Source organism: Pseudochrobactrum kiredjianiae (assembly GCF_030362795.1).
Classification (GTDB): Bacteria; Pseudomonadota; Alphaproteobacteria; order Rhizobiales; family Rhizobiaceae; genus Pseudochrobactrum; species Pseudochrobactrum kiredjianiae.
In genome coordinates, this window is sequence record NZ_JAUCBM010000003.1 from 243,244 (window position 1) to 258,925 (window position 15,682).

16 protein-coding genes are annotated in these 15,682 nt (G+C 46.6%); 9 read left to right on the forward strand and 7 right to left on the reverse strand.

The genetic code is table 11. The features are described from left to right. Positions 1 to 153 precede the first annotated feature (153 nt). From QUF18_RS08865 to QUF18_RS08885, 5 genes are all read left to right on the forward strand, one after another. Positions 154 to 786: a TetR/AcrR family transcriptional regulator gene (locus tag QUF18_RS08865; RefSeq protein WP_289386812.1), complete on the forward strand. Its 633-nt coding sequence runs from the start codon at positions 154 to 156 to the stop codon at positions 784 to 786. A gap of 66 nt (positions 787 to 852) precedes the next feature. Next, entirely contained in the window at positions 853 to 1,872 is a 1,020-nt protein-coding gene (gene ilvC / locus QUF18_RS08870) for a ketol-acid reductoisomerase (RefSeq protein WP_289386684.1), read from the forward strand. A 137-nt stretch (positions 1,873 to 2,009) separates the two neighbouring features. Then, entirely contained in the window at positions 2,010 to 2,516 is a 507-nt protein-coding gene (locus QUF18_RS08875) for a GNAT family N-acetyltransferase (protein WP_289386685.1), read from the forward strand. 207 nt (positions 2,517 to 2,723) lie between these two features. Beyond that, positions 2,724 to 3,941, forward strand: coding sequence for an aminotransferase-like domain-containing protein (locus QUF18_RS08880; RefSeq protein ID WP_289386686.1), 1,218 nt, complete (start codon positions 2,724 to 2,726; stop codon positions 3,939 to 3,941). A gap of 318 nt (positions 3,942 to 4,259) precedes the next feature. Then, positions 4,260 to 5,825 carry an ABC transporter substrate-binding protein gene (locus tag QUF18_RS08885; protein WP_289386813.1) on the forward strand — a complete coding sequence of 522 codons (1,566 nt, stop codon included), beginning with the start codon at positions 4,260 to 4,262 and terminating at the stop codon, positions 5,823 to 5,825. A gap of 71 nt (positions 5,826 to 5,896) precedes the next feature. Here the strand turns inward: QUF18_RS08885 and QUF18_RS08890 are convergent, their stop codons facing one another. After that, the gene (locus QUF18_RS08890) at positions 5,897 to 6,325 is read right to left on the reverse strand and encodes a BA14K family protein (protein WP_289386687.1); all 429 of its coding nucleotides are present in this window, start codon (positions 6,323 to 6,325) and stop codon (positions 5,897 to 5,899) included. Positions 6,326 to 6,614: 289 nt separating this feature from the next. Here QUF18_RS08890 and QUF18_RS08895 point away from each other — a divergent pair, with 289 nt between their 5' ends. The 3 genes from QUF18_RS08895 (at position 6,615) to QUF18_RS08905 (ending at position 9,612) form a co-directional block, all read left to right on the forward strand. Continuing rightward, entirely contained in the window at positions 6,615 to 7,778 is a 1,164-nt protein-coding gene (locus tag QUF18_RS08895; RefSeq protein ID WP_445482820.1) for an endonuclease/exonuclease/phosphatase family protein, read from the forward strand. A 30-nt stretch (positions 7,779 to 7,808) separates the two neighbouring features. After that, positions 7,809 to 8,516 carry an NUDIX hydrolase gene (locus QUF18_RS08900; protein WP_289386688.1) on the forward strand — a complete coding sequence of 236 codons (708 nt, stop codon included), beginning with the start codon at positions 7,809 to 7,811 and terminating at the stop codon, positions 8,514 to 8,516. A 154-nt stretch (positions 8,517 to 8,670) separates the two neighbouring features. Then, a complete protein-coding gene (locus QUF18_RS08905) occupies positions 8,671 to 9,612 on the forward strand; it encodes a PhzF family phenazine biosynthesis protein (protein WP_289386689.1) in 942 nt (313 codons plus the stop codon). A 116-nt stretch (positions 9,613 to 9,728) separates the two neighbouring features. Here QUF18_RS08905 and QUF18_RS08910 read toward each other — a convergent pair whose 3' ends face one another. From QUF18_RS08910 to QUF18_RS08925, 4 genes are all read right to left on the reverse strand, one after another. Then, positions 9,729 to 9,929, reverse strand: coding sequence for a hypothetical protein (locus tag QUF18_RS08910; protein ID WP_289386690.1), 201 nt, complete (start codon positions 9,927 to 9,929; stop codon positions 9,729 to 9,731). A 722-nt stretch (positions 9,930 to 10,651) separates the two neighbouring features. Next, positions 10,652 to 10,930, reverse strand: coding sequence for a DUF4282 domain-containing protein (locus QUF18_RS08915; RefSeq protein WP_289386691.1), 279 nt, complete (start codon positions 10,928 to 10,930; stop codon positions 10,652 to 10,654). A gap of 326 nt (positions 10,931 to 11,256) precedes the next feature. Then, on the reverse strand, positions 11,257 to 11,601 hold the full coding sequence (locus QUF18_RS08920; protein WP_289386692.1) for a hypothetical protein: 345 nt from the start codon (positions 11,599 to 11,601) through the stop codon (positions 11,257 to 11,259). A 66-nt stretch (positions 11,602 to 11,667) separates the two neighbouring features. Beyond that, complete coding sequence (locus tag QUF18_RS08925) at positions 11,668 to 12,348, reverse strand: MarC family NAAT transporter (protein ID WP_289386693.1); 681 nt, start codon at positions 12,346 to 12,348, stop codon at positions 11,668 to 11,670. 98 nt (positions 12,349 to 12,446) lie between these two features. Here QUF18_RS08925 and QUF18_RS08930 point away from each other — a divergent pair, with 98 nt between their 5' ends. Further along, positions 12,447 to 12,626: a hypothetical protein gene (locus QUF18_RS08930; protein WP_289386694.1), complete on the forward strand. Its 180-nt coding sequence runs from the start codon at positions 12,447 to 12,449 to the stop codon at positions 12,624 to 12,626. Positions 12,627 to 12,821: 195 nt separating this feature from the next. Here the strand turns inward: QUF18_RS08930 and QUF18_RS08935 are convergent, their stop codons facing one another. Together QUF18_RS08935 and rpiB are read right to left on the reverse strand one after the other, a co-directional pair. Continuing rightward, positions 12,822 to 13,439 carry a glutathione S-transferase family protein gene (locus QUF18_RS08935; protein ID WP_289386695.1) on the reverse strand — a complete coding sequence of 206 codons (618 nt, stop codon included), beginning with the start codon at positions 13,437 to 13,439 and terminating at the stop codon, positions 12,822 to 12,824. A gap of 266 nt (positions 13,440 to 13,705) precedes the next feature. Continuing rightward, on the reverse strand, positions 13,706 to 14,155 hold the full coding sequence (rpiB, locus tag QUF18_RS08940) for a ribose 5-phosphate isomerase B (protein ID WP_289386696.1): 450 nt from the start codon (positions 14,153 to 14,155) through the stop codon (positions 13,706 to 13,708). Between the last annotated feature and the right edge of the window lie 1,527 nt (positions 14,156 to 15,682).

The window sequence follows — 15,682 nt, forward strand, 5'->3', positions numbered from 1 at the left end:
CGATGGACACAAAATCCCTCTTGCATTGTTGAAATTGTAGCGGCATAGTCCGAACCGTAACGTACGGTACGCATGATGAGAATCTGTGAGATACGTATGAGATAGGTTTAAAAGGAGCGTGGAAGCGTGCAGTTGCAGCAGCCTGATAATGTCGTGAGCAATGTCGGAACCGGCGTCGATCTGACAGATCGTCAGAAGGATGTGCTGAATGCTGCACTCGAGCTACTCGTTGAGGGCGGCGACAGTCTGACCATGGCTGGTGTTGCGCGACGGGCAAGCTGCTCCAAGGAAACGCTCTATAAATGGTTTAACGACCGCGATGGTTTGCTAACCGCAACTGTGCAGTGGCAGGCATCGAAAGTACGGGTTGTGCCGGTGGCACGCGAAGGGCTTGATGAAGAGTCGCTCTTTACCAGTCTGGAGCACTTTGCCCGCGACTGGCTGCTGGTTTTGTCCGGCAGTACATCGATTGCGCTGAACCGTTTGGCTGTGAGCCATGCGGGTTCCGGCAAGTCTGATCTCGGTGAGATCGTGTTGAATAATGGTCCGATCGCAATGGCGCGTCGTCTCAAACCGGTTCTGGAAACCGGTCGCGATGCTAGCCTGCTGGACTTTGATGATATTGATGAAGCATTCGCTTCATTCTTTGGCCTTGTGGTGCGTGACAAGCAGATCCGTCTGCTTCTCGGCGATCATCATGAAGTCAGTGATGCAGAAATTATCCGCGATGCCAGAACGGCAACGCGCCAGTTTTTTGCACTCTACGGAAATAAAGCCGGCTCCTGAAAAGCCGGATAAGAAACACCGGTTTTGTTAAAAACCGGACACAGCATAGAAGGAAGGGAATATCCTATGCGCGTTTATTATGACAGCGATGCAGACGTAAATCTGATCAAAGGCAAGAATGTTGTTATCGTTGGTTACGGTAGCCAGGGTCGCGCCCACGCGCTGAACCTTAAAGATTCCGGTGCGAAGCATGTTCGCATTGCGCTGCGCATGGATTCTGCCACAGTTAAAAAAGCTCAGGCTGATGGCTTTGAAGTTGTTAGCGTTGCAGATGCTGCTAAATGGGCAGACCTGATGATGATGGCGACCCCTGATGAACTTCAGGCTGACATCTATAAAGAACACATCCATGACAATCTGCGCGACGGCGCTGCCATTGCTTTTGCTCATGGTCTGAATGTTCATTTCGGCCTGATCGAAACTAAAAATACCGTTGATGTTGTGATGATCGCGCCAAAAGGCCCGGGCCACACTGTGCGCGGCGAATACCAGAAGGGCGGCGGCGTTCCTTGCCTAATCGCTATTCATCAGGATGCTTCCGGTAATGCACATGATCTGGCTTTGTCTTACGCTTCGGGCGTTGGCGGCGGTCGTTCGGGTGTTATCGAAACAACCTTCAAAGAAGAGTGCGAAACCGATCTGTTCGGTGAGCAGGCTGTTCTCTGCGGTGGTCTGGTTGAATTGATCCGCGCCGGTTTTGAAACACTGGTTGAAGGTGGCTATGCCCCTGAAATGGCTTACTTCGAGTGCTTGCACGAAGTGAAGCTGATCGTTGACCTGATCTATGAAGGCGGTATCGCCAACATGAACTATTCGATCTCCAACACTGCTGAGTGGGGCGAATATGTAACTGGTCCGCGCATCATCACTGCAGAAACCAAAGCTGAAATGAAGCGTGTTCTGCACGACATTCAGACCGGTAAGTTCACATCCGACTGGATGCAGGAATACCGTGCCGGTGCTGCACGCTTCAAGGGTATCCGTCGTATGAACGACAATCACCAGATTGAAGAAGTTGGCGCCAAGCTGCGCGGCATGATGCCTTGGATCTCCAAGAACAAGCTGGTTGATAAGGCTCGCAACTAATTTGGCTAAGAACAAGTTGGTTGCAAAAATGACAACCAAGCAAATGTTCTGGCAATTATGAATATCAGGCCCGCACAAAGTTTTGTTTGTGCGGGCCTGACTATTTATGGCAGTACTGCTGACGGGAGGATTTAAGCATGACTGAAATAACAATCCGGCAGTTAGTGTCAGACGATTTTCCAATTTTGCGAGAGATCAGGCTGGAGGCACTGCAACTGCATCCGGAAGCCTATAGCTCGGCCTATGAGGACTGGGTGAAATTCTCAGACACAGACTGGCGAGCTAAATTAAACGCACCCGTTTTTGCTGCTTTTGACGGTGACAAGGCCGTTGGTCTGATTGGCTTGTGGCCTCAGGACGGCGCGCGGACATCGCATCGTGCGATTGTTGTGATGGTCTATGTGAAAAGCGAAATGCGCGGCCGGAATATTGGGCAGAAACTGATGCAGGCTGTTGAGGTCTATGCGCGTGATAATGGCTTCAGCCAGCTTGAGCTGAGTGTGCTCGCTGAAAATAAAACCGCATTGCAGCTTTATCTACGTGAGGGATACACAGAATTCGGACGCAGACCGAACTGGATATCGCTGAACGGTGCGTTGTATGATGAAGTGATGATGGTGCGTCCGATCACTGCAAATGCATGATTGTTAGTTTTTTGCGATGATTTTTGTACGAAAATAACGAAATTTACACTCGTCTCGCAACAATGTGAATAAAAGGTCAGCATTGCTGACATATTTTGCTTGTTTTGTTGTGAAATACGCATAAGGTGATACCCAAAGGTACACAGCTTTTGGTTAAGTATTATGGTCTATTCCATGGCATCTTTTTGAATTGATAAGGAACTCCCCATGTTGGATTGGGAAAAAATATTCGCAACACGCTCCTCGCGTATGAAAGCGTCTGAAATTCGTGAATTGTTGAAACTGCTTGAGCGTCCGGATATTATTTCTTTCGCTGGCGGTATTCCTGATCCGAAGCTGTTTCCGGCGGAAGAATTTAAAGAAGCATATGCTGATATTTTCGCTTCCGGAAAATCCGATGCGGCGCTGCAATATTCGGTGAGTGAAGGCTATAAGCCGCTGCGCGAATGGCTGCAGGGTGAAATGGCTAAACTTGGTGTGCCTTGCACTGCGGATAATATTTTCATCACATCCGGCTCACAGCAGGCACTGGATTATCTGGGCAAGCTGTTCCTGTCGCCAAATGATACGGCGCTGGTTGTTCGTCCGACCTATCTCGGTGCGTTGCAGGCTTTCAATGCCTATGAGCCGACCTATGATGATCTGCAGCCAAACGGCAATCGCACTCCGGCTTCCTATGAAGAAGCTGCTGCGAGTGCCGGTGGTAAAGTGAAATTTGCGTATTTCTCAGCAGATTTCAGCAATCCGACCGGTGAAACCATTGATCGAGAAGGCCGTGAAAAGCTGATTGATCTGGGCGATGAAATGGATATCGCACTGATCGAAGATGCTGCCTATCAGTATCTGCGTTTCGACGGCACGCCGATCCCGCCGGTTCTGGCGCTGGAAATCGAGCGCAAAGGTTCGATTGAAAATACCCGTACCATCTATTCCGGTAGTTTTTCCAAGACACTGGCACCGGGTCTGCGTGTTGGCTATGTTGTGGCCAATGCGACAGTTATCCGTAAACTGGTGCTGATGAAGCAGGCTGCTGATCTGCATTCTTCAACCATCAATCAGCTGGCTGTGCATCATGTTGCTGCCAATGGTTTTGATGCGCAGATTGCTAAGATCAAGGCTGTATATTCCCATCGCCGCAACAAAATGCTCGAAGCGCTGGATAAATATATGCCGAAATCCGCCACATGGACAAAGCCTGAGGGCGGTATGTTCATCTGGGTGACCCTGCCGGATTATATGAACGGCGCTGATCTGCTTGCCGCGGCCATTGAGACTGAAAAAGTCGCTTTTGTACCAGGTAAAGCATTCCATGCCGATGGCAGTGGTGCCAATACAGTGCGTTTGGCCTATTCCTGTGCCAATGATGAGATGATTGAAGAGGGCATTAAACGCCTTGGCAATCTGATCCGTGCACATCAGAAATAATAATATCTGTTGAAGTTGGAAAAGCCGGAGCCTTGCTCCGGCTTTTTTATGTCTTCAGGGCAGAGTTTCAGCCGAAGCATATCGCCGTTAAATGGATGTATTTAACGGCGATATGCTTCAGCACTTAACTTGCTGAATTTGCGGCTTTCTTTATAAAAGATACTTGGATTTAGCGGGCAATGCTGTAGCTTGGATACGCAATAATTTTATGTGTCTGAGTCCGGATAATGGTGAGCGGTTCAGGCGGAGAATGAGGGGAAACTCATGACTATAATTAAAAAATATACGCTGGCTTTGGCCTGTGCATCCGTACTTGGTATGGCTGCTGGTGCTTATGCCGCAACACCGGCCAATACGCTGGTTGTGGCTATGGCCATTGACGACGTGATTTCTCTCGATCCGGCAGAAATTTTCGAAATCACCACATCAGAGATTCTGACAAACACCTATGAGCGCCTGATCACAACCGATCCGAAAGACCCGACCAAGATCATCCCGCAGGTCGCTGAAAGCTGGACGATCTCTGAAGACGGCAAGACCATTACTTTTAAAATCAAGCAGGGGCTGAAGTTTGCCTCCGGCAATCCGCTGACAGCGCAGGATGCGGTTTATTCCCTGCATCGCGCAATCAAACTTGATCTGAGCCCTGCATTTATCATCAGCCAGTTTGGTTTGAATAAAGACAATGTCGATAAGCTGGTGACCGCGCCGGATGATTATACCGTTGTGTTTTCTACGGAAGAAACCTTCGCGCCAAGCTTCGTGCTCAATGCGCTGTCTTCCAGTGTTGCTTCTATCGTCGACAGTAAGCTGGTTGAGGAACATGCGGTCAAGGTTGAGAAAACCGATGCTAAGCCTTTTGATACGGATTTCGGCTATGATTGGCTGAAGCGCAATTATGCGGGTTCGGGTGTCTACAGCCTGAAAGAATGGCGTCCGAATGAGGTTATTCTGCTGGATCGTAATGAAAATTATAGCGGCACAAAACCGGCTGTTGAGCGTGCTATTTATCGTCATGTGAAAGAAAGCATGTCACAGCGTCTGCTGTTGCAGGCCGGTGATATTGACGTTGCCCGTAATCTGGAGCCGGGTGATATTGAAGAACTTGCTAAAAGCAGCGATTTCAATGTGCTAAGTGCTCCTAAAGGCCGCACTTACTATCTGACAGCCAACCAGAATGTGCCAAACCTTGCCAAGCTGGAAGTGCGTCAGGCGATGAAATATCTCGTCGATTATGATGCGATTGAAAATACGCTGATTAAAGGTATCGGCCGCACACATCAGTCATTCCTGCCGCTTGGTATGTTTGGCGCGATTGATGACAAGCCGTTCAAGCTGGATGTTGATAAAGCCAAGCAGTTACTTGCTGATGCGGGTCTGCAAGATGGTTTCAGCGTGACGCTTGATGTGCGTAATACACAGCCAGGTGTTGGTATTGCGGAAAGCATTCAGCAGACTTTTGCCAAAGCCGGTATCAAAGTTGAGCTGTTGCAGGGCGATGGCAAGCTGACTACTACGAAGGTTCGCGCCCGTAAACATGAGCTTTCATTGGGTATCTGGGGCCCCGATTATTGGGATCCGCATACCAATGCTTCGACCTTCTCCTATAATCCGGATAATGGCGAAGATGTTTCGATGAAAACGACAGCATGGCGCAGTTCGTGGGATATTCCGGAAATGTCCAAGGAAACTATGGATGCTGCAAAGGAAACTGACACTGCAAAGCGCGAGCAGATGTATCATAAAATCCAGAAGGATTTTCAGGAGACCAGCCCGTTCGTCATGCTCTATCAGCAGATCGAAACTGCTGTTGCTGCTAAAAACGTGAAGAATTTCAATATGGTTGCTGATGCCAACTATATTACAGAGGTCAGCAAAGACTAATTTTCTGTACCTTTTTAAATAAGACAACGCCCCTTCAGATTTAGGTCTGAAGGGGCGTTATTTTTTAAAGCTCAGAAAGGAGAGTTACAGGTTTTGCGGACACCGGCAAAAGGCTGATAACTGTTATCGGAAGCGCGATAAGAGCGGTACTGGTTACTGCACCATTGCATGTGGTTGGTGTTATCGCTGGTGCCTGAGGATGTTGCGGAGCCGATACGCGATGTGGCGCCGCGCTGTATCAGCGGATCGCCGTTCTTGTAATTCAGCACACCTTCTTCGGTGTAATAAGAGCCGCTTTCTTTGCAGAGCGTTGAGCCATAGCAATTGCGGGAGGCTGGATCAGTGCGATTACCACCGGCAATACCGCCGATAATCAGCATTCTTGTCGGGTTGAGCGAGGGAATGCCGCCGCCGATCTGGCTACCGCCAGCATAGGCTGAAGCGCCTGAAAGCAAAGCAAAGCTCAGCGCTAAAGCAGACTTTAAAATGAATCTGGACATGGCAATATCCGTTCGTAATTTAGTAAAACTACCTTTTAGAGCGCGTTTCGATCTGATTAAATCAGATCGGCGCTCTGACACACTGATTTGACGCGCATCTTGTCCGAAAACCGTTTCACCCTTTTCGGGATGCTCTCTTATATAGCTATAAAATGCCGCCAATTTAAGGTGCAGGAACATTGCCACAAAAATGTTACCGGCCATATCAGAGATTGCAATTCAGTTGATGCTGTTTAGGTTGGGGTGAGCAGTCGCTGATGAACGCAATGATGGTACAATAATGTCTGAAATGATTTCTGCGCAGGGTGAACAGGCACGTGATAATGCTTCAGCCGAAAAGCCTGTTCTATTTACACTGGCGACATTCAATATTGAAAATCTGATGCGGCGGTTTGATTTTACCGGCTATCGCAATGAGAGCCGTCAGGATCGTTCCTTGCAGCTCTTTGAGATTGATAATGAGGCGCAGTACCGCTTGTTGGAACAGGCACGTATGGTGGCGCATACGGATGATACGCGCCAGCTTTCTGCTTTGTCGATTGCGCAGACCCGCGCGGATATTCTCTGCTTGCAGGAAGTTGATGACCTCGAAGCGCTGAATGCTTTTGAATATGGCTATTTGTTTAAAATGGTCGGGCAGGGCTACAAGCATAAATATCTGATCGATGGCAATGACAGTCGCGGCATTGATGTTAGCGTGATGATGCGCGACACCACCAAAAGCGGCCATGAGATTGAACTGGTTAAGCTCGAGAGCAATGCGCATCTGACCTATCAGGATTTAGGTATTTATGATCCGGTGCTGGCCAATGTCGGTATTGAGGCGCATGAGCGTGTGTTCAAACGCGATTGCCTGATGCTCGATTTACGGATTGGCGGTAAACCGCTGACGCTGTTTGTGTCGCATTTTAAATCTATGGGCGGTGTGCGTTACGGGCAAGATCCGAAACTGACAACCTTGCCGGTGCGCATGGCAGAAGCGCGTGCGGTGCGAATGATTATTGAAAAGCGCTTTGGCCGTGAGGGTGCAGCAGATGCATCATGGGTGATCTGCGGGGATTTCAATGATTATTATGAGAAAGTAGCCATCAGCGGCGACCAGTGGGACGGCTATCATTTTACACCGGTGCAGGAGCCGGAAAATTGTCTGAATGTTTTTCTTGAAGACGGTTTTGCTGTGAATTTGGTAGAGCGGCGGCCCGAGCTTGATCGCTGGACGCTCTACCATACCCGTGGCCCGCAAGAGCGCCATTTGTGTCAGCTGGATTATATCTGGGCATCACCTGCTTTGGCGCAGCGCAACCTGCAGGCTGTGCCGGATATTATCCGCAACGGGCAGCCTTTTCGCACGGTATTTCCCAAAGGGCAGGATGTGGCACGTTTCCCGCGGATTGGCTGGGACAGGCCGAAAGCAAGCGATCATTGTCCTGTTGCTGTCACACTTGAGCTGTAAGGCACGGCACAATGTAACGGAGCGGTACAAATGCAGGATATTGTCCAGAATAAAATCTATCCGGTACAGGATGTCAGGGTTTTGGTGGAAGCCGGTGAACCGGATTATGTCGTGCAGAACAGGCTGGCGATTGATAAAAACTGGCCGCAGGAAATAGCTGCAAACCCGACGCTTTTTGACGGCGAAATCTATCTGGCCGCGCGTGCTGAATTGCGGGGCGGGGTTTTAACTGCCTCCTATCAGCGCACAGGTTTTCGTAGTCTGCTCTATTGGCGCAAAGATAAAAGCGCGGATAAGCCGTTTCATATTTTTGGCAGCGGTGTGATTGTATCCTCTGATAATCAATTGCTGCTCGGGCAGATGGCGTCGCATAATGCTGTTGCCGGACGTATTTATTTCCCTGCGGGTTCCAATGATGATCAGGATATCGTTGGCGGACAGGTGGATTTCGCCGGCAATGCGCGCCGTGAAGTGCTGGAAGAAACCGGCATTGATCTGGGCAATGCAGTCCGCGCCGGCGGTTATAGTTTGGTGATGAGTGAGCGCAGTCTGGCACTGTTTCGCTGCTATTATTTTGACCGGACGGCAGATCAGTTACAGATGCAGGCTGAGCAATTTATTGCTTCTCAGGAAAAGCCGGAATTGTCCGGTGTGCGAATGATCGGGCAGGGGGATGTTTTGGATGAGCGGAGTCCGCCTTATATTCGTACTTTCACAGATTGGTATTTTACGCAATAATTTCAGTCTGCGTTTGCTGCAAAGTTCTGGTTGTTGAAAAGCAGTTCATGAATCGTTTGAATGTTTTAGCTGGTAATGCAAATGTGTTGAATCAGATGCTGCCGGTTTCAAAACTGGCAGTGATCATCATTGATCAGCGTGAAGGGCAGAGATTATGGGCAGCAAACTGATGCAGGGGCGTTTCTATGAAATCTATGATGTTTTCACAGAAAAGCCGCTCGCGGGAAATCCGCTGGCTATTGTTCATGATGCTGACGGGCTGGATGATGCTACAATGCAGGCCATTGCCCGTGAGTTTAATCTCTCTGAAACGGTCTTTGTCTTTCCGGCGGAAAACCCGTTGCACTCGGCATCTATCCGGATATTCACGCCCGATTATGAACTGAATTTTGCCGGTCATCCAACGGTCGGAACTGCTGTTGCTCTTGCCTATAAAAAACATGACGGACAAAAACCGCAGACTGATCTGATTATGACGCTGGAAGAAAAGGTTGGGCCTGTGCGTGTCGCCGTTCATTGCAGTAGCGATGAGCAGTCATCTGCATTTGCAGAGTTCGATCTGCCGCGTCTGCCGGAGCGTGTGAATATCACTGTTGAAAAAGAACAGGTGGCTGCCGCCTTACGTTTGAATACGCATGAGATCGGCTTTGAAAATCATGTGCCTTCCGTATGGAGCGGCGGTAAGCCTTATGTCTTGGTGCCGGTGAAAAACATGATTTCAGCTGCAAAGGTTGTGGTAGATCCGGTTTTTGTGGAAGATCATATGCAGGCTTTTGAAGGTCGTGCGATCCCTTTTTATATCTACACCCGCGAAACACGGCTGTTTGAGAGCAGCTATCATGCGCGTATGTTCACATCAGGCAAGCATGTCTATGAGGATCCTGCTACAGGTTCAGCCGTTGCGGCTTTTGCCGGTGCTATCCATGAATTCGACAGGCCAGTGGACGGGCTGACGCAGCTATGGATTGAGCAGGGGATACAGATGGGCAGGCCATCGCGTATTCGTCTGGAACTGGATGTAGCGGGGAAAAAACTCACTGGCGCTCGCATTGGCGGTAGCGCGGTGAAGGTGGCAGAAGGCTATCTGCAAATTTAGATTAAGCTGATGATCAGGCCGGTCATATCTGGTGGCTGGCCGCAGCTGTTCGACAGTCTGTATTTTGGAAATCTGGTTGTGAAACTATTAAAATGCATTTGGATTTATCCGTTTGCTTAGTGATATGTCACTTTTGGCTTTAGGTTTGGACATTTCTCTGCATCCCGTTTGTTCAGCAGATTCACCATTTTGTCAGTTTCACTAATATTGAGGCCGATGACCTGTGCGCCATTATGTTTGGCTACAATGCCGGTAAAAATATCATAAACGCACCATTGGCCATTTGGTAGTTTTTTCATGTCGTAACGAATACGCATTGCTTTATCTTCTCCAAGGATATTGCATTTATAGGCAGGTGAAGGTTTGCAACATAAGTTGCAAAATTAATTATTGTTATAAATATGGAGTTTTTGTGAGGCTAAAATGATCATGTCATGGCAATCTGCAAGTCTAAAAATTTCAAATAAGTAAGCATTCAGGCATCATTGCCGCTAATAGCCTAAGAGGCAAGTCTCTCATATATCACTTCAAAAATCAGTTGTAATAGTTCGGCATAGTCGCGTGATAAAAACGTGCTGATGAGCAAAAATACCTGCTCCGTATCAAAATTTCATTGTACAGCAGTGATTGTAGATCGGTTTAAGAGCCTGTTGTTCTCGTTATCATCAAAAGATGTAACAGCTGAGTTCCTATCATTATAGTACTAAAGATGAGCAAGGAGCGGATTGTTATTGCCGCGTGTCCGCTAATGCCGGTAAAAATAATAAATGCAGCAATAAGGGCATAAAGAACGGGAAAAAATGCGAGCCCTATGGCTCTCGGAGCTGTCCAATTGACTTGCCCCGATAGTCCCCACTGCATGGGTAATCTTTGCATATGCCGAAGTCTGTAATTGGCGATGGCTGCAATGACGCTTGAGATGATAAAGGCGAAAAATCCGGTGACATACATGGTATGTTCCAACTGGCTGCGTTCATGAGGATAAATGTCGGGCTATTCAAAGTAAAACGGCGACCAGAAGGTCGCCGCTTGTAAGAGCTTAATTGCGTGGCAGGCGATCTCTGATTTCAGTCAGGCGATCATAAACGCGGAATGACAGCATGATGCCTTCACAAGCAACGCGCCAGAAAATGATACCCACAACCAGCATAACAACACCACCGAAAACCTGCTTAATACCGCCGCCCATAAAACTGAAAGCAGTAAAAATAGTTCCGAGTGAAGCAAGAACGATTGCTACAATGCCAATCCAATAAACAATTTTGATCAGGGATGGCGTTAAAAATTTATCGAAAGTCGTCATGTCTTGGAAGTTCATGTGAGATTTCTCTGTTTATTGGAGGTTGTTGAAATATGTTTTATTTGAAGTGTAAATCTTTTCGATAAGACTATGTCACTCTATTGGATTTTAAGCGGTTTGAGTATAGCTATTTATGAGGTCTTGTTTAAGACACAATTACATACTATATATATTCGCTATAGGCATTGCTGATGAGCGCGGATACGCGTCTGACGCTCGCAAATGTCTTCATTAATTTACGCCTTTGACCACGGATGTACTGGCACTGGTGATTAAATTGTGAGTAGGAAGGTCGGTGCAATTTTGCCCCGGCCTTTTTTATTGCAAATGCGTCTGTAATAAAATTACTTATTTTTCGCAGGGATGCAATTATGTCTGCTTAATGGATAGCGCGCCATATACATCTCAAGTAGCTCATTGCAGAATTTTTCATTGTCTTGATAGCCATAAAAAACAGCAACCGGTATCGGTTCATTAATGCTGCTCTCGACCAAAAAGAACGGTTTGGGCTTATCCTGAGGGTAGTTTGCAAAATAGTCTTCAACAGACAATGGTTTGTCTGCATGACTTGTTTCAGCGCCAGACAAAACCAGTAGGGCAGTAAAAGCCAATATGAGCTTAGTATGCCAAAAGCTATGTTTTCGCTTATTGAAGGTGCTTGGTACGCTGTTTATGACTGTGTTTTGCAATATCATGATCCTTTAAAGCCTACAGAATCCAGCAGATTTAACAGTTTTTAATAAGAAAGACTGCTTTTATAGCACTCCCGTGTGAGTTAAAGCGGAGAAATCTATATAAAAATCACGGATGCCTGAGGCCAGAAACTGGACTGCAATACAAGTAAGCAGGAATCCCATAATTTTTGAAATGGCTTGAGTGCCATGCTTGCCCAGAAGTTTCTCAATCCACTTCGATGCTAGTAATGTGATGAAAGCGATCGTCGCAACAATTCCTATGCCGATCAAAATATGGATGTGCCCCATAATCATTTGTCCCGCAGGAATTTGGGAGCCGAAGCCCATCACTACGGCAATGGAGCCGGGCCCTGCGAGGCCGGGCATGGCTAAGGGAGAGAAGGAATAATCCATATCAGCTTTTTTGATGTCTGAAGCTGTGGAGTCGACCTCGGAGGACGGGTCACTACCCGAAAACACCATCCGCAGAGCCAGTATCAGGATAATAATGCCACCAGCGACCCGAATACCTGGCATAGAAATACCAAAGAGCGAGATAATACCTTTTCCCAGCAGCAGGAAGGCCGCTAATATGCTGAAGGCATAGATACAGGCTTTAGCTGCTTGTTTGCGCTTATTTTCAGCGGACATGCGATTTGTGAGCGACATATACAGCGGAATTGTCGTGAGCGGGTTCATAATCGGAAGCAGGCCGATAACCACAAGCGCTGTGTATTTGAAAAAATCTGCAATATACGCCATCAAGAATACCCTTTTAGAATGCCTATGGGAAATTTCCTCGTAAATAGCAAATATCAGAACATTTACAGCAGATGCGGAAGTTGGTCTTGCGTTAGGAAATGCGTAAAAACAGCCCTAATATTTCAAGTGAAACTGGAAATGCTCTGGCAGTATACAAAGATAAAGCTGCATTTTTTGAGCTGACAGAAAAACCAGCCGTCACAAAACCGTTTGAGTCCGGATTTAAAACAATAAGGAACTTTCGCAGCTTTGTGCTGTTTCTTTATCAGGAGGAATAAGCATGAAAGTGTATGAATATATCTCAATTTATAATGCTGTAGTTATCTTGCTGGCCATTTCTGTTGTGATGGTGGTCTTTTCTATGTGGCAGTTACGCAAAAGAAGCCGGTCTGCGAGAGAAAAGCATAAATAAGAAAAGCCCCGCAATTACAGGGCTTTGCTAGCAATTTTAGCGTTATAAAAAGGCTTCAGGTTTACGTCAGTGGTGACATGACGCCTTTTTGATAGGCCGGTCGTGCTTTAAGGCGTTCATACCAGTCTTCCAGTGCGGGCATGGAGGGGCGATCAATGGGAAATGAAAACCACGAATAAGCAATCGAGCCTAAAGGAATGTCGCCAATGCCAAGATTTTCGCCTGACAAATAGGGAGATTTTGTCAGAGCTGTATTGGCCATCTCCATCAATGCTGTGCAATGTTTGATGCCATGGCTAATCTCATCTTCATTGCGTTGCTCGGCTGTGTAACGCACTAAATTCCAGAACAGGTTTCTGAATGGCATGCCGAATGACAGGGATGTCCAGTCCATCCATTTTTCAGCTGCAAACCAGAGTTGAGGGTCAGATGGTGCGAAAGGCGCTTGTCCGTATTTCTGCGCGAGATAACGAACAATCACATTCGATTCCCAGAGAATAAAACCCTCATCCTCCAAACAAGGGATGCGGCCATTTGGGTTTTTAGCAAGATAGTCCGGTTCAGAAACGATCCCGAACTCACCGCCAGCCGGAATGGATTCATAAGTGAGATTAAGCTCTTCCGCGCACCAAAGTACTTTTCGGACATTGCTTGAGTTAATACGGCCCCATATTTTCATTTGCTGTGCTTTCAGATAATATAATCAATGACCTGTAGGGTCATTATATGAGCTAAGCGCTTATTCTTTCGGTTTGGCAACAGTATTTTCTTGTGTGCTTTTATGCGATTTCAGTGAAAATTTGCGATCTAACGGGGAGGTGAGGCTTATGCCTTACTTCGTTGTAAAGCATGTGGTGCCGACAGAAATGCATATATAAAACGGTTCATTGCCGGTTTCAGGTACTATCAGAAACCGGTAATAGAAAATGAACATAATGGGGGAGCTTAAGCTTCCATTGCTTCAATCATCTCAACGCGTGTGGCATGCCGTCCGCCTTCGAACGCGGCACCGAGAAACGCATCCACAATATCAAGCGCCAGACCTTCGCCAACAACGCGCACACCAATGGATAGCATATTCGCATTATTGTGTTCACGGATCATGCGGGCTGAGAAAGTATCTGAGCAGACACCGCAGCGAATAGATTTCACTTTATTGGCAGCCATCATAATACCCTGACCTGTGCCGCAAAGAATGATGCCATATTGGCAGTCTCCGGAAGCAACGCGCTGCGCTGCCGCTTCACCGTGTGTGGGATAAGGGGTGCTTTCCGGTGTTGTCGGGCCGATATCAACGGCGACCCAGCCTTTCGCAGTAATATGGCTGGCGATTATCTGACGAAGCTGAATAGCGGCATGATCGCTTGAGAGAACAATACGTTTATTGGCAGGCATGATGAAATAGCTCCGGTTTTGGGAAAGAGGGTGAGAGATATCATGGGAAATGTCTGATGATCCCGAATATTTGTTCCGCTTTATACGAAACAAAACGAACCAGAGGTAGTCCTGTGAGTGTTTATGAGACAGGTCAGTTGAGTGACTGCTATTATAGTGCCTGAGATCATAAAAAGCGGCTATGTCAGTTCATAGCTGTGGGAACGTAGCCATACAAACCCACCCGAATTGAACAAGAGATCTATTCGCGCTAAGGCGAACGTGTCTGATTCTTTAGTGATTGTGAATATAGAAGATTACGTGATTTTATAAGCTAAGATCAGGAAATTAATAATCAAACCAGATAGGCGTCAGGTTGTTTCAACATTGTAAAATCCACGGCTAACAATACCGTTTATGAAAAACTTGCTGGTTGTTTGATTGAAAATGAAAGGGGGGCTACACACTCAATCCATCGTAATTTTGTCCCCCCTCAGGTCAAGATTACAGGAGAATATGTAGCCCATGGAAAGCATATAAGACTCTGTGCCGCTGTGGGGTCTGTAACGCATTCTTATTCTGACAGACCTTAGCAATGCAGAGGTGTCAGAGAATATGTTTATTCATCGGCTAGTTTGTATTTTCCGCGGCTGACACGGACATACAGTGCTTCGGAAGTCAGTCTGTTATCTGTGCAGTTATGAGCCATATAAGAGAAGTAACGGGGATAAGACCAACCTTTCGCTATACGGCGCACATCTCTGGGCGTGAATGGCTCTTTCAACGTGCCATGCAACCTAACCGCGTCTTTGATAAGTGGGTAGATGCTCGCTTTGTCCATGACTTATAATAAAATATCATTGTGCATTATAATATCCCCCTGAATATGGGGGGGGGGGGCTTTGCAGCTTGACAGTTTTTTACCTGTTTTAATGCAAAGCTCTGACGCATCCGTTGCAATGAATTTGATTGAGCAAATCCACCATCTGATCAGTTTTAATAATATCCAAGCCTATAACTGTTTTGCCATTATGTCTGGCTAGGCCGCCTGTAATGATATCAAAAACACACCATTGACCATCTGGCAGTTTCTTCATGTCGTAACGTATTCTCATAATTTATTGCTTTAGGTGGTGAGTGTTTTGCGAATAAGAAACGGCTTGATACATTGAAAATAACAATGATCAATATGATATTTAATTAAATTAACATTATGCATGAAATGCAATTTGACATGTTATATCAAGATATTCTTATGTTTATGTAATATGTGTTTTATGAAAATAAAAATCTTATTTATATTTTTTAATTTATAATATTGTATATGTAATATTATTATCAGACATTCATCTTTGGATGAGAGTTTCAGTTTTATAATAAATTTATTGCTTTGAACATGATTAGAACACAATCTCGATCTATATATACATCACAGGCATTGCTGAGGAGCGCTGGTACGCGTCTGACGCTCGCAAATGTCTTCATCAACTTAGCTTTTGACCACGGATGTACTGGCACTAGCAATTAAATGATGAGTAGGAAGGTCGG

Bases quoted from the DNA above. Each gene is read 5' to 3' on its own strand.
- QUF18_RS08890 (WP_289386687.1), bottom strand. From the start codon at position 6,325: ATGTCCAGATTCATTTTAAAGTCTGCTTTAGCGCTGAGCTTTGCTTTG.
- QUF18_RS08875 (WP_289386685.1), top strand. From the start codon at position 2,010: ATGACTGAAATAACAATCCGGCAGTTAGTGTCAGACGATTTTCCAATT.
- QUF18_RS08895 (WP_445482820.1), top strand. From the start codon at position 6,615: ATGATTTCTGCGCAGGGTGAACAGGCACGTGATAATGCTTCAGCCGAA.
- QUF18_RS08925 (WP_289386693.1), bottom strand. From the start codon at position 12,348: ATGGCGTATATTGCAGATTTTTTCAAATACACAGCGCTTGTGGTTATC.
- QUF18_RS08935 (WP_289386695.1), bottom strand. From the start codon at position 13,439: ATGAAAATATGGGGCCGTATTAACTCAAGCAATGTCCGAAAAGTACTT.
- ilvC (WP_289386684.1), top strand. From the start codon at position 853: ATGCGCGTTTATTATGACAGCGATGCAGACGTAAATCTGATCAAAGGC.
- QUF18_RS08910 (WP_289386690.1), bottom strand. From the start codon at position 9,929: ATGCGTATTCGTTACGACATGAAAAAACTACCAAATGGCCAATGGTGC.
- QUF18_RS08915 (WP_289386691.1), bottom strand. From the start codon at position 10,930: ATGAACTTCCAAGACATGACGACTTTCGATAAATTTTTAACGCCATCC.
- QUF18_RS08900 (WP_289386688.1), top strand. From the start codon at position 7,809: ATGCAGGATATTGTCCAGAATAAAATCTATCCGGTACAGGATGTCAGG.
- QUF18_RS08880 (WP_289386686.1), top strand. From the start codon at position 2,724: ATGTTGGATTGGGAAAAAATATTCGCAACACGCTCCTCGCGTATGAAA.
- QUF18_RS08930 (WP_289386694.1), top strand. From the start codon at position 12,447: ATGCGTAAAAACAGCCCTAATATTTCAAGTGAAACTGGAAATGCTCTG.
- QUF18_RS08905 (WP_289386689.1), top strand. From the start codon at position 8,671: ATGGGCAGCAAACTGATGCAGGGGCGTTTCTATGAAATCTATGATGTT.
- rpiB (WP_289386696.1), bottom strand. From the start codon at position 14,155: ATGCCTGCCAATAAACGTATTGTTCTCTCAAGCGATCATGCCGCTATT.
- QUF18_RS08885 (WP_289386813.1), top strand. From the start codon at position 4,260: ATGGCTGCTGGTGCTTATGCCGCAACACCGGCCAATACGCTGGTTGTG.